This is a genomic window from Salinicola sp. V024 (assembly GCF_052645315.1).
Genome location: NZ_JBQXYB010000024.1, coordinates 1 through 12,926, shown reverse-complemented (window position 1 = coordinate 12,926; position 12,926 = coordinate 1). Strand labels below are relative to the sequence as shown.

Sequence of the window (12,926 nt, the reverse complement as noted above, 5' to 3'; positions counted from 1 at the left end):
AGGATATTGGCGTCTACCTGATGGACTACTACAACCGGCAGCGCCCTCATACCTTCAATGGCGGCATGCCACCCGTGATGGCGGAAGAAAAACTTAAAATACTGTCCGGGATTAGTTGACCACTACAGAGTGACGTTTGCATCCGGAGACGGCGTTGGGCTACGGGTGACGCTCTCGTTACCCTCGACTTGAGTTGCCGTCGGGTTGATCCCTTCTTGAGGCGCCAAACGTTCGGGGCGACAGATTCCTGGACGATTGGTTTCTGGTCGATATCTTTCAGGGTGCGAAAGGTCAGGGCGAGATAGCTCAGGGCGCGGCGCTACCCATGACGGCGCGCAGCTTGTCCGGCGTGGGCGCCCCCATGACCTTGTGTATCTTGCCATCGCCGTCCTGATAGAAGGTCACGGGGGTTGCGTAAAGTTGTCCATCGCGCATCGTCTGCGTGTTGTCGCTGACCCACTGCTCGCTTTGATCATTGCCTTCGTTGTTTGGCATGGCGCCGGTACGATAGTGCTCGGCGATCGCGCCGCCAGGGTTATCCGCGCTGAGAAGCGCTGCCGCTTTCTTGAGGCTGTCCGCTTTGAGGATACCTACCATCAGGTGACGAATCTGCACCTCGCCGCTCTCGACCCAGGGCTGGGCGTCTTGCCAGAACTTGCGGCAGTAGGGGCAGTTGGGGTCACTGAAGGTGTAGACCACTCGCGGCGCATCGGCATCCCCATCGCGAACCCAGTGATGATCGGCCATTTCCCGCCACAACTCGGCATTCTTGGGCCCGTCGACGAGCTGCTCCAGCGGTTCGGCGGAAACGTCTTGGCCCTGGGCGTCGATTAGCGTGCCGACGATAGCATGTTCGCCGTCGGGGGTAACATACGCCGCGACGGCCTGGCCGCGCACGCTGGCGGCGTAGCCCTTGAGCCCACCGGGCGCGTCGAACTCACCGTGAATCGTGAGACCTTGCTGCTCCAGCGTCTGAATCGGCTTGGGCCATTCGGCGGCGGCGGTTAGCTGGCTCGCCGTCAGGGCGCTGCCGGCGCCGAGGATCAGCGCGAGCCGCAGTGATGTCATGCGAAGATTGCGAAAGGGCATGCGTGTCGTCTCCGAGTTGGAAGATAGGGGTTTGGCAAGGTCAGAGGTGGAAAATCAGGGTTCGAGGCGCTCGAGGCTGCGATCAAGCGTGGCGCGAGAAAGCTCGCCGAAGTGGGTGTCGATAAGCGTGCCCTCGGCGTCGTAATAGAGCGTGGTCGGCATGGCTACGGCGCCGACCTCCTTGCCAAACGTCATTTCCGGGTCTCGATAGACGTGGTCGAGCGTGAGAGACTCTCGTTGCAGAAAAGTATTGACCGCGCCGACACTTTCGCCCTGGTTGACGAATACGAACATCACGTCGTTGTGCTCTTGCTGGGCCTGTTCCAGCATCGGCATCTCGCGACGACATGGAGGACACCAGCTCGCCCAGAGGTTGACCACCATGGGCCGGTGGGCCCCACGTTGGATATCAGGGAGCGCGATGCGGTTACTGTCGAGCATGACCAAAGGCGTGGTGGGAACCGTCGCGCCGCGTGGGGCCATCAGCGCTAGTGCACCAGCCGTCAGTGTCCACACTAACGCGCCTGCAAAGACCGCACCGCCCAGTGGGCGGCGTTCATCGGGATGGCGCCAGAGACGCCAGGTCAGATAGACGAAGGCGATGACAAGGCCTGCCAGCGGTTCGAAGCCGCGGTCTCGGATGTCCAACCAGGACCAGAACGTGTCGTAGCTCTCCCAGTAGCGAGCGACGAAAACGATCCGCGCCCCGACAAGGCTAATGAATAAGACGTTGAACAAATGATCGCCGACACTGATCTTTCGGCGGCGGCCGACCCAGGCGCCGACGATCAGCGCGACGACCATTGACAAGACCAGCAGGAGCTGACCAAGGCTCAGGCCGAGCGAGCCGATGGCAATGCTGCGATCCAGAGAGTTCATGTGTTACTCCCGGTCGTATCATTGGGGGTTCGCCGGGCTTGATCGAAGCGCTCAAGAAACGCCTCAGCATCCAGTTCACCGATGATCCTGGCGTTTCGCCGCTCCTGGCCGTCCGGACCGAACCACATCAGTGTCGGTGGGCCGACGACGTCGAATTTCTGCATGATGACCTTACCTGAAGCATCATAGTCGGTGACATCGATACTCAACCGCTGTACGTCCTGGAGTTCGTTCTTGACGGTCGGATCGCTGAACACTTCTCGTTTGATCACTTCACAGGACACACACCAGTCGGCGGTGAACTCGACGAGCGTCATCTGACCCCTGCTGGCGGCCGCCTGTATGCGGCGTTCGAGCGTGGTCAGATCGTCGACGTCATCGAACGCGATAGGCCCGGACTCGGTTGTCTCTGATATCGCCATTGCACCGCTTGGCGCGTAGACCACCAGCGGGCGCCACGGATCAGTGGCGCCTCCGGCAGCGCCAATCAGGACCAGTGAGCTCCATAGACCGATGATCGCAGCGCTGGCAATCGCGACCTGGGAAATGCAACTCGTGGTGTTGCCACGTGCGAGAGCCACGAGAGATACCGCGAAGCCCAATCCCAGCGCACCCCACAAGCCAAGAACAATGGAGTCGGGGATGACCCGGGCGGCGAACCAGATTGCCATTCCCAGCAGTACGAAGCCGAAAAGCACCTTGACGCGGCTCATCCAGGCGCCAGGCTTGGGCAGCAACCGGCTACCAACGGTGCCGATCACTACCAATGGGGTGCCCATGCCGAGACCCAGGGCAAGTAGTGCGGTGCCACCAAGCCACGGATTGCCCGTCTCCGCGATGAAGAGCAGGGCGCCAGCCAGCGGCGCGGTCATGCAGGGGCCCACTAGCAGAGCGGAGAGAACGCCCATGACAGCAACGCCCTTGAATCGCCCGCCGCGCTGTTTCGATAGCCCGGCATCCAGGCGTCGACGTAACGCTCTCGGCAGTTCGAGTTCGAAGGCACCGAACATGGCGAGTGCCAGCACTACGAACAGGACCGAGAAGATGCTAATGAACCAGACGTTCTGGAACAGCATCTGCAGATTGGCTCCGGCCATGGCGGCGGCAACGCCCAGCGCGGCGTAGGCGGCGGCCATGGGCAGGACATAAGCGAGAGAGAGTGCGAAACCGGATGTCCGCCGAGTCTCTTCGCTGCGGCGTTGGGCGACGATCAGGCTTGAGAGGATCGGAGTCATCGGCAATACGCAGGGTGTGAAGGTCAACAGCAGGCCCATGCCGAAGAAGGCGGCCAGTGTCCAGACCCAGTTACCGCCAATCAGTTGTGCTGCCAGTTGTTGATCTTCCGCCATCGTTGCTCCTGCCTGGGTGGCGGGGCTCGATGCGGTAGGTGATGATGTTGTGGATGACGCAAAGGGAGCGTTCGGGGCAGCGGGCGACGCGTTCGTTGCCGAGCCGTTCGTCGTTGCTGTGTCGTTCCCCGAGTCGCCGACGACAGGTTCCAGGTCGAAGGTCCGCTGTTGGGGCGGATAGCAGAGACCGGCATCGGCGCAACCCTGCCAATGAAGGGTAATGGTATCGGCATCGCCGGGTCGAGTGGTCATGCTCAATGCGTGACGGTAGATCTCGGAGCGGCCGAAGTACTCGTCTTCGATAGTCTCCCCGTCAGGCATATCGAGCGATAGCTCGCTGTCTCCCGCTTCCGCAGAGAAGCTGTGGCGGTAGAGGTAGTAACCGGGTTCGATCTGCCAATCGATCTCCAGTGCGTCGCCGTCCTGTGACAACGTGGGTTCGAAGGCCTGACCCGGGGGGAGAAACTCATCTTGTTGCCCGAATGGATCCTGGGCCATGGCCAACGTGGCGACGCTGAATAAGGCCAGCATCAGTAGCCATCGCACGAGCTTCGATCGTACAAGGCCGAGCCCTGCCTTCATCCCTGGTCGCATTTCCCACACTCCTGATTCGGTGCCGGCTAGGATGATCCATGGGGATGAGCTGAAAATGAATCTCTATTGCCGTCTCTGTTCTAGATGTGTATTCGTAAAAAGAAATGTCGATCCCGATGTCGAGCCGTCCAGTCGGGCCTGAGTGCGGTGTTGGCTTTGGGAAGGTACGGGTTCGTGACCACCTCTCTGAAGGTGCTCGGACGTCGACGTCGTTAGCCGGTCAGCGGCGCGGCTGTCGATCTCATGCTGGGCGCGATGTCGGTACGATAGCCGGCGTCGTCCAGCAGCTCGGCAAGGCTCTCGGCCAGAAGTTCGTCATCCTCGACGAGTAGAACTTTCATTTTCTCAACGGCCTGTTGGGCTTTGTCCGATAGATTAGACACGCAGCCTGAAAACTTCCTGAAAGCGTGAGCAGCATTCCATCGCTCAGCGCTAGCTATATGCAGACTCGACTGCTCCGCATCATCAGCTCTCACGATCAGAGAGTGGTGAGCGAGCTCAATGGTACGGATTAGGATCGGGAATCTTCTCGTCGATAAAGGAGACTGGATCGGGATTCGCGCATTACGTTACCGTGTTCTGGTCATATTAGGGAAACGCTGCATAATCCCCCCGCAACTGCCTGATCGCCACCGGCGGGGTAAAATCTAACCATCCCGCCACCGTCTGACAGAGCTATCCGATGAAGCAGATCCCATTTGCCCAGGCAGAACACCAGAACAAGAAGAAGGTCACCCGTCGAGAGCGATTCCTGGCCCAGATGGAGATCCTGGTGCCTTGGTAACGGCAGATCGACGCGCTGTCGCCTTCCTACTTTCCGAACGCGGCAGGTAAGCGGGGTCGGCAGCCCCTCGGCCTGAGGTGCATGCTGCGGGTCTATTTCTTACAGCAGTGGTATGTGCTCGCCGATGAGGCGCTCGAAGACGCCATCTACGACAGCCAGGTCATGCGTGATTTCATCGGACTCGATCTGGCCATCGAAAGCGTGTCGGACGCGACCACGCTGCTGCGCTTCCGCCATCTGCTGGAGAAGCATGCCCTGACCCAGCGGATCTTCGAGGAGATCAACGCCAGTTTGGCGGGCAGGGCCTTGTTTTGGTGGAGGGCACCATAGTCGCCGCCGCGCCCTCCACCAAGGACAAGGCCAAGCAGCGCGATCCGGAGATGAAGCAGACCAAGAAGGGCAACCAATGGTTTTTCAACATGAAGGCCCATATGGCGCCGATGCGGTCACCGGGTTGATTCACAGTGTCGCTGCCACTTGGGCCAACGTCGCCGATGTCACCATGGCGGGCCACCTGGTCCGAGAAGATGACAAGCGGGTATACGGCGACGCGGGTTATACCAAGATGTGGAAGCATCTGGACGAAGAGAATGATGCCCCGGATCCCTAGTGCTGTGACGCCGCCAAACGCGGCGCTATCAAGAAGATGGAAGACAGCCCCATGAAAACGCTGCTGCTGGCGATCGTGAAGGCAAAGGCCAGCATCCGCGCCAAGGTCGAGCACTCGTTTCATGCCATCAAGAACCTCTTCGACTACCGGAAGGTGCGCTATAAGGGGCTGGCCAAAGAACCAGCCTCAGTTATTCAGCCTGTTCGGGCTGGCCAACTTGATGTTGGCGGCACGATGCGAAGGCCGAGTTGACGGGGCCAGTGTGTCTTGATTTAGCTTGGCAGCCAGGAAAACCTGGCTGCCAGGTAAAACAGGCCACCTGAGATGGTCATGTAATGACCGCTGAGACGATGATCTGGCCACGCTGAACGGTTCAGCCGACCAGAACCGAATTGTTTAGCGATTCCCTAGGGGTTGACCTTAAAGTTTACTTTAAGGCTATCGTACGTAGTGCATCATCAACCCCAATTTGAGGATAGCGTGATGACTTTGCAGCTTGGAGAGATAGCTCCCGATTTTACGGTGGAATCCACGGAAGGCACGCTCAGCTTCCATGAATGGCTTGGCGACAGCTGGGCCGTATTATTCTCGCACCCGGCCGACTACACACCGGTCTGTACGACAGAACTTGGTGCTTTTGCCAAGCGCAAGAGCGAGTTCGATAAGCGTGGCGCCAAGTTGATCGGTGTATCCGTCGATCCGCTCGACTCTCACAACGGCTGGGCTGGGGATATCGAGAAGACTCAGGGCACGGCGCTGAACTACCCATTGCTGGCCGACGAGGATCAGGTGGTCGCAGAGCTGTATGGGATGATTCACCCCAAGGCTGACCCTAAGGTGACGGTGCGTACCGTTTTTATTATCGACCCCGACAAGAAGATCCGACTTACTCTGACCTACCCGCCCAGCACAGGGCGCAACGTCGATGAGATCCTACGCGTCATCGATTCGCTCCAGTTGACCGGCAAGCACAAGGTGGCGACGCCTGTGGATTGGCAGAATGGGGAAGACGTTATCATCGCTCCCTCATTGTCGAGTGAGGAAGCCAAGGAGCGTTTTCCCGAAGGTTGGGACGAAAAGACACCGTACCTACGCGTAGTACGCCAGCCCAAATAACTGACGAGGTTGTCTTGGCGGCTCGGCCTGGTCGGGCCGCCTAGTCGTTTCGCTGAGGTGGTGCCAATGAAGACATTAAGTATTGGAGAGTTGGCCGAACACTGCGGAATTGCCAGCCAGGCGATCCGCTACTATGAGCAGGAAAAGCTCATGCCAAGGCCCCAGCGAACGGAATCGAATTATCGCCGCTATCCTGAGGATGCGGCAGCAAGACTGCAGTTTATCCTTCAGGCCAAACAGTGGGGTTTCACTCTCGATGAGATTCGTGAGTTGCTGATTCTCCAAGATGCCAATGGCAACCGGGCTCAGGCTAAACGCATTGCGGAAGAGAAGTTAGTAAAAATTAGAGAGCAGATCAAACATCTCTCCAAGATCGAGACAGTACTTTCGAAAACGCTCTCTGAATGCTCTGGAGAGGGGGCTATGAAGGGGTGTCCCATTGTCGAGGCAATCGCCGAAGAGAAGCAGAAAAGCGTTTATCGAGACAGCTGACGTAGCGATGCATGGCGCCAATCATCCAGGTTTCAAGCAATCGACGATCCAGCGAGGAGACAGGAAATGACAGAACGAATCGATATCAGTATACGCGGGATGTCTTGTGCCTCCTGTGTTGGCCGCGTGGAGCGCGCGCTTAGGCAGCAGCCCGGCGTCACCGAGGCACAGGTGAACCTCGCCACCGAAAAGGCCACGGTTGCGTTCGAGGAACGCGCCGATCCCGGCCAGTTTGTCGATGCCGTCGAAAAGGCAGGCTATCAGCCCGTCGTCGAAACCGCCGAGATTCCTGTCATCGGGATGACTTGTGGTTCCTGTGTCTCGCGCGTGGAGCGAGCGATCGAGAAGCTGCCGGGCATTCTCCAGGCCAGCGTGAATCTCACTACGCAAAAGGCCTTTGTAAGGTTTCTGCCTGACATGGTCTCGCTGCCTCGTATCCATCACGCCATCAAGGGTGCGGGCTATGAACCGCAGGTTAATGCTGATGAAAGTGTCCAGTCGGAGCGTGAGGATCAAGAGGGTACCCAGCTTCGCAATAAAGTGATGCTCGCCGCAGCGTTCACGATTCCTGTGGTTCTGATCGCCATGGGCAAGATGATTCCGTCCCTGGATGCGCTCTTATCGCACGTGATGCCACACCGGGGCTGGATGGGGATCGAATGGCTATTGACCACTCCCGTCCTGTTCTACGCGGGGGCTCGTTTCTATCGCTCCGGCTATGCCGAGCTCCGGCATGCCAACCCGGGCATGAACAGCCTGGTCATGATTGGCTCGAGCGCAGCCTATTTCTATTCGGCTGCCGCTCTGTTGATACCTGGGCTCTTCCCTGCAGGTACTGCCGTAAGCTACTTCGAGGCGGCGGCGGTCATCGTGACGCTGATTCTGTTGGGTCGCTACTTCGAGCATATCGCCAAGGGCCGTACCTCCCAGGCGATCAAGAAGCTTCTGCAACTGCAGGCGAAAACGGCCCGTGTCGTTCGTGATGGCGAAACGGCCGAAGTGCCGATCGAGGCCGTCGTGCCTGATGACCGCATTCTGGTTCGTCCCGGCGAACGCATCCCGGTAGATGGTATGGTCGAAGAGGGCCACTCCTACGTCGATGAATCGATGATCAGCGGTGAGCCGGTGCCGGTGGCAAAAGGCAGAGATGCCGAGGTGGTCGGTGGCACGATCAACAAGAACGGCTCGCTCACCTTCCGCGCCACGCGGGTCGGCGCCGACACGGTGCTGTCACAGATCGTCAAGATGGTGGAGTCGGCCCAGGCCGAGAAGCCGCCAATCCAGCAGCTTGCCGATAAGCTCGCCGGGGTGTTCGTGCCCGTGGTCATCGTTATTGCGCTGATCACCTTCGGCGTATGGCTCGGCTTCGGGCCGGCCCCGGCGCTGTCCTTCGCTTTTGTCACGACGGTCAGCGTGTTGTTGATTGCTTGTCCTTGCGCCATGGGGTTGGCCACGCCGACCGCGATCATGGTGGGCACCGGTAAAGGCGCGGAGATAGGTGTGCTGTTTCGCAAGGGCGCGGCACTCGAGACGCTTGCCAAGATGAGTACGGTCGTGCTGGACAAGACCGGCACGCTGACCCAGGGCCGGCCCGAGCTCACTGATTTCACCATGGTCGATGGGGACGAAAACGAGGTGCTGCGCTGGGTGGCTGCGGTCGAGGCGCAGAGCGAACACCCCATCGCCGAGGCCATCGTGCGCGGCGCGAAGGAGCGTGGTCTCGAACTGCCGGCCGTCAGCCATTTTAGCGCCAAGCCGGGCTATGGCATCGAAGCCGACGTTGCCGGCCACCGGCTGCACGTGGGCGCCGATCGTTACATGAGGCGGCTCGGTATCGGGCTGGGCGAATCAGAAGCGCGTGCCAAGACGCTCGCTGAAGAGGCCAAGAGCCCGCTCTATGCGGCGGTTGACGGTAAGCTCGCGGCAGTGATCGCGGTCGCCGATCCGCTCAAGGAGGGTTCAGCCGAGGCTATCATGTCACTCAAGGCGCTGGGCCTGGAGGTGGCGATGCTCACCGGCGACAATCGCGCCACGGCCGATGCTATCGCCAGGCAGGTCGGCATCCAGCAAGTGCTCGCCGAGGTGCTGCCGGACCAGAAAGCTTCCGAGATCAAGCGTCTGCAGGCCGAAGGCCGCAGTGTCGCGTTCGTAGGCGACGGTATCAACGATGCGCCGGCGTTGGCGCAGGCCGACGTGGGCATCGCTATCGGCACGGGTACGGATATCGCCATTGAGGCCGGTGATGTGGTGCTCATGCGTGGCGATCTGCGTGGCATCGTCAATGCCGCGGCGCTCTCCCGGCGGACCCGCAAGACCATCCTCAGTAACTTTGCCTGGGCTTACGGCTATAACTTGACGCTGATCCCGGTAGCGGCGGGCGTGCTGTATCCATTTAACGGCTTCCTGCTCAACCCCATGTTGGCTGCCGGGGCCATGAGTCTATCCAGCGTATTTGTGCTGACCAATTCTCTGCGGCTGCGTCGCTTTCGGCCCGACACCGGCGAGTCTTCATCGAGGGCTATCAGCGAGCCTCAGGCTGGGCAGATGCACCATGCCTGAACAATTAATCAGTTATTTTAGGAGGCCGTTATGATGGGGAGCGAAGCATGCACATGGGGCATGGCGGGTATGGGGCTGATAGCCATCCTGCTGGTTATTGCGCTGGTACTGGGTGTCGCTGCACTCGTCAAATACTTGTTTTTCAGTAAAAAGCGCGGAAAGTAGCTTGAGCGGTTACGAGGCGATGCAGCATTGGGGACGTCTACGCCCCATATCGGACTGGATGGGAAGTAGCGCTTTCAGACAGGATTGATGCTCGCTACTTTCGTATCGCGATTGGTGCCGTTTATTCCATTCGATGCTGTCAGTTACGCGGCGGGTCCCACGCCGCTTGCCTTTTGGCGTTTCTTTATCGCCACGCTGGCTGGCGTGATTCCGACAGCGTACTTGATCGCCACATTCGGTGAAGTACTCATTGCTACTGATTCCAGGGGCTTGACGGTCGCGTTGATTCTTGTCAGCGGTATTACGCGTGTCCTGATCCTGGCGAAACTCATTTTGAGCTGGCATCGATAACGAAGAGATGGCTCGAATTGTCGAGAACGACAGACTTATCCCAAGCGTTGAGCCGTTGATACGAACGGGCTATCAATAGATGAGGAAGCATCATGTTGCAATATCCCCAAATAGATCCCGTGGCCATTGCCATCGGGCCTTTGCAAATTCATTGGTATGGCCTTATGTACGTGGTCGGCCTGGCTGCCGCCTGGTGGTTGGGCCGCCGCCGTGCCGATCGCCTGGGCCTGAGCCACGACGATATCGGCGACCTGATCTTTTACGGCGCCTTGGGCGTGATACTGGGCGGTCGTATTGGCTATGCCCTGTTCTATGGGCTCGATCAGCTGATGGCCAATCCCTTATGGCTATTCAAGATATGGGAAGGGGGTATGAGCTTTCATGGCGGGTTGACTGGCGTGCTGATTGCTGCCTTGTTATTTGCCCGCAAGCATCGTCTGGCCTTTTTCCAGTTGACCGACTTTATCGCCCCGCTGGTGCCGCTTGGCCTGGGCGCGGGGCGGCTCGGCAACTTCATCAATCACGAATTGCCGGGACGAGTCAGCGATATGCCTTGGGCCATGGTATGGCCGCCCATGATGGGGTTGGGGCCGGAGCCACGCCACCCTTCATCGCTGTACGAATTCGCCCTGGAAGGCGTCGTGATGTTCGTCGTGCTGTGGTGGTTCTCGAGCCGGCCCCGCCAACGTGGCATGACGTCCGGTCTGTTCCTGCTGCTTTATGGTGTCTTCCGCTTTGCCGTGGAGTTCGTGCGCCGTCCCGACCCCCAGTTGGGCTTTATCGCCTTTGACTGGCTGACCATGGGCCAGTTACTGAGTTTGCCGATGATCTTTGCCGGATTGGCACTCATGGCTTGGGCCAGTCGAGAGTCGGTCGATAATGCCAGTAGGGCGACTGCCCCATGAAAAAAATCGGTCTGCTACTTTTGCTGTTTTTTGTAGCAGGCCAAGCGCCTGCCAGCGAGAGTTCTTCTTGGAGGAGGGGCCAGGGAAGGGCATTCGCCGACCCTTTCCTAGGGAAGTTTCTACCGGTTAATAAAGCGTTTAAGGCCAGTGCATGGCGAAGTGATGAACGGCTATACGTTAGATTTCTCAATGCCCCTAGCTACTACCTTCATCGCCACAGTTTTACTCTTGAAAGTCGCGGCCCGGCGGTAAGCGTCGACCCTAGATAGTAACCATTGATTCCGAGAGTTTGAGTTTTTTCCCCTCGTAGAAATTGCTCGCCCCTTTTTGTAAACCGAGATCGTATGTGCGTACCCTGTCGCGGATTTCTCCGGCAAGTACAGGCGGGATGGCAAGCGGCCTGAGGGAAGCAGCGAAAGCGCGCTCGCCGAGCAGCAGCCGTTGCAATCCGTATCCCAAACCATTGGTGAACGCCGCCACACTTCCGCTGGCAAGCAAGCCCTTTACTACCGTTCTTCTCGTAACCATGTTGCTTTTCAAGTCCTTCAAGATATGCAGGAATTCACAGCAGGAGTTTATTTCTGCCTTTTGGCTTTGCTATAGCAGCTACGTGGTTATAGACGCACATGGAAATCTATCGGCACCGGCAAGGTGGGAGCCTGCTTCATAGGGGCGACATACCCGCTTGGATTATGGCCGGTTGCTTCAGGTTCTCTACAAGACGACTTATTTGATGCCCGCTAGGCACTTCCCCGGGCATGGCCTGCCATGCTTCCAGAGTCTGTTCAAGCCTTACGACCAAAGTCTCGAGTTCCTGTATCCGTGCATGGACACTGGGCTGCCGGTCAGCTAGAAACCTATAGGTCTCAGGGCAAGGGACGTTTTTCTGTAGGCTTGCGTCCAGAACCCCTCTAATTTCGCTCAGACTGCAACCCAGTGAGCGAAGGCACTGAATAAAACATAGCTTACTAACGTCTGCGCCATCGTAGACCTGATACCCATTGGCTGGGTCGCGCCGTGGATGCAACAAACCTTCCCGAGTGTAATGGCGCACCGTCTCCGCCGTGATACCACCTGCCAGAGCGAGTTCGCTGACCTTCATGAGTTTCTCCCAAGCTTGAGCTTTGCTGCCGCTAATTTTAAATCCTTGGGGTAGCACAAAGGTCAAAAAAAGAAATGGCTTGACCTTAAAGCAAGCTTTAAGGATATCGTACAAATATGCTTCTGCCCTCGCTCGACACAGAGCATGGTGGCAAGAGACTTTGGCCTCTGTCACTTGATCGGTGTGTGGGCCCACATGTTCTAGAATTGGGTTGGATGGCGAAGCGGTCAACTAGTCCTACCGCACTATCTAACGGTACGAGCTAACAGGCTTGAAGCCTGCACTTTAAACCATTCCTCAGAGTAAGGAATTGATTATGCGTAAAATACGTAATGCAATGATTGCCACTGCGGTACTCACCGTGGGTATCTTTGGAGCTGGACCCATCTTCGCGCAGGACGATGCGCAGCAGGAAGGAATGGAAGGCAACGACATGCACGGCAAGATGATGGAAGGCGGTGGCATGAACGGAAACATGATGGGCATGATGGAGCAGATGAACGACATGATGGAAAAGTGCAACGCCATGATGAATAACATGCAGAAGAAACAGGAAGCTGCAAGCGACTCTTGAACCATGAGCCTTGGCTGCTTTACGACTTTGTATAGGAGCAGCCTCTTCTAACTCAGCGGTGCATGGGAGGGTGTACGTGGTCGAGAATGTTTGGATCCGGTCTCTTGTGCGAAGTACCGTAAAGGGGCGGATGCACTCTTCGCTTGTGTTAGGGAACGACTACATCTTATTTCCGAAAGACTCATCGGCTAATTCAGAGATGTTGGACTAAGCCACGATTCAGCTATAAGTGAGGTGGTCCCCGAAATCAGGACCAGGCGTTAAGCTCTGATCATGACGATTGGAGACGATGATCATGAGCAGGAAACGCAAGCAGTACAGCAGTGACTTCAAGGCCAAGGTGGCTCTCGCAGCCCT

General features: G+C 57.9%; 13 protein-coding genes and 1 pseudogene. 8 read left to right on the top strand and 6 right to left on the bottom strand.

Annotation, left to right across the window (positions count from 1 at the left end; all coding sequences use genetic code 11):
- Window positions 1-306 precede the first annotated feature (306 nt).
- The 4 genes from dsbG to ACUN9V_RS19485 all read right to left on the bottom strand — a co-directional run bounded on the left by dsbG (window position 307) and on the right by ACUN9V_RS19485 (window position 4,252).
- On the bottom strand, window positions 307-1,089 hold the full coding sequence (dsbG, locus tag ACUN9V_RS19500) for a thiol:disulfide interchange protein DsbG (protein WP_445512620.1): 783 nt from the start codon (window positions 1,087-1,089) through the stop codon (window positions 307-309).
- A gap of 54 nt (window positions 1,090-1,143) precedes the next feature.
- Window positions 1,144-1,968 (bottom strand): redoxin family protein, encoded by an 825-nt coding sequence (locus ACUN9V_RS19495; protein ID WP_445512619.1) that lies wholly within the window; start codon window positions 1,966-1,968, stop codon window positions 1,144-1,146.
- On the bottom strand, window positions 1,965-3,848 hold the full coding sequence (dsbD, locus tag ACUN9V_RS19490) for a protein-disulfide reductase DsbD (RefSeq protein ID WP_445512618.1): 1,884 nt from the start codon (window positions 3,846-3,848) through the stop codon (window positions 1,965-1,967). The genes ACUN9V_RS19495 and dsbD overlap by 4 nt, the downstream gene beginning before the upstream one ends.
- A gap of 275 nt (window positions 3,849-4,123) precedes the next feature.
- Entirely contained in the window at window positions 4,124-4,252 is a 129-nt protein-coding gene (locus ACUN9V_RS19485) for a hypothetical protein (protein WP_275425963.1), read from the bottom strand.
- A 341-nt stretch (window positions 4,253-4,593) separates the two neighbouring features.
- Here ACUN9V_RS19485 and ACUN9V_RS19480 point away from each other — a divergent pair.
- From ACUN9V_RS19480 to lgt, 7 genes and pseudogenes are all read left to right on the top strand, one after another.
- Window positions 4,594-5,576 (top strand): annotated as a pseudogene (locus tag ACUN9V_RS19480) (IS5 family transposase).
- Window positions 5,577-5,788: 212 nt separating this feature from the next.
- Window positions 5,789-6,421 carry a peroxiredoxin gene (locus ACUN9V_RS19475; protein ID WP_445512617.1) on the top strand — a complete coding sequence of 211 codons (633 nt, stop codon included), beginning with the start codon at window positions 5,789-5,791 and terminating at the stop codon, window positions 6,419-6,421.
- Between the two features lie 66 nt (window positions 6,422-6,487).
- On the top strand, window positions 6,488-6,913 hold the full coding sequence (locus tag ACUN9V_RS19470; RefSeq protein ID WP_445512616.1) for a heavy metal-responsive transcriptional regulator: 426 nt from the start codon (window positions 6,488-6,490) through the stop codon (window positions 6,911-6,913).
- Window positions 6,914-6,979: 66 nt separating this feature from the next.
- Window positions 6,980-9,472, top strand: coding sequence for a heavy metal translocating P-type ATPase (locus ACUN9V_RS19465; protein WP_445512615.1), 2,493 nt, complete (start codon window positions 6,980-6,982; stop codon window positions 9,470-9,472).
- A 30-nt stretch (window positions 9,473-9,502) separates the two neighbouring features.
- Window positions 9,503-9,637, top strand: coding sequence for a hypothetical protein (locus ACUN9V_RS19460; RefSeq protein WP_445512614.1), 135 nt, complete (start codon window positions 9,503-9,505; stop codon window positions 9,635-9,637).
- Window positions 9,638-9,724: 87 nt separating this feature from the next.
- Window positions 9,725-9,988, top strand: coding sequence for a VTT domain-containing protein (locus tag ACUN9V_RS19455; protein ID WP_445512613.1), 264 nt, complete (start codon window positions 9,725-9,727; stop codon window positions 9,986-9,988).
- A 92-nt stretch (window positions 9,989-10,080) separates the two neighbouring features.
- Window positions 10,081-10,893 (top strand): prolipoprotein diacylglyceryl transferase, encoded by an 813-nt coding sequence (gene lgt, locus ACUN9V_RS19450; protein WP_445512612.1) that lies wholly within the window; start codon window positions 10,081-10,083, stop codon window positions 10,891-10,893.
- 261 nt (window positions 10,894-11,154) lie between these two features.
- Here the strand turns inward: lgt and ACUN9V_RS19445 are convergent, their stop codons facing one another.
- Window positions 11,155-11,442, bottom strand: coding sequence for a hypothetical protein (locus ACUN9V_RS19445; RefSeq protein WP_445512611.1), 288 nt, complete (start codon window positions 11,440-11,442; stop codon window positions 11,155-11,157).
- Window positions 11,443-11,557: 115 nt separating this feature from the next.
- Window positions 11,558-11,995, bottom strand: coding sequence for a MerR family transcriptional regulator (locus ACUN9V_RS19440; protein ID WP_445512621.1), 438 nt, complete (start codon window positions 11,993-11,995; stop codon window positions 11,558-11,560).
- Window positions 11,996-12,311: 316 nt separating this feature from the next.
- Here ACUN9V_RS19440 and ACUN9V_RS19435 point away from each other — a divergent pair, with 316 nt between their 5' ends.
- A complete protein-coding gene (locus tag ACUN9V_RS19435; RefSeq protein ID WP_445512610.1) occupies window positions 12,312-12,569 on the top strand; it encodes a hypothetical protein in 258 nt (85 codons plus the stop codon).
- Window positions 12,570-12,926: the final 357 nt, after the last annotated feature.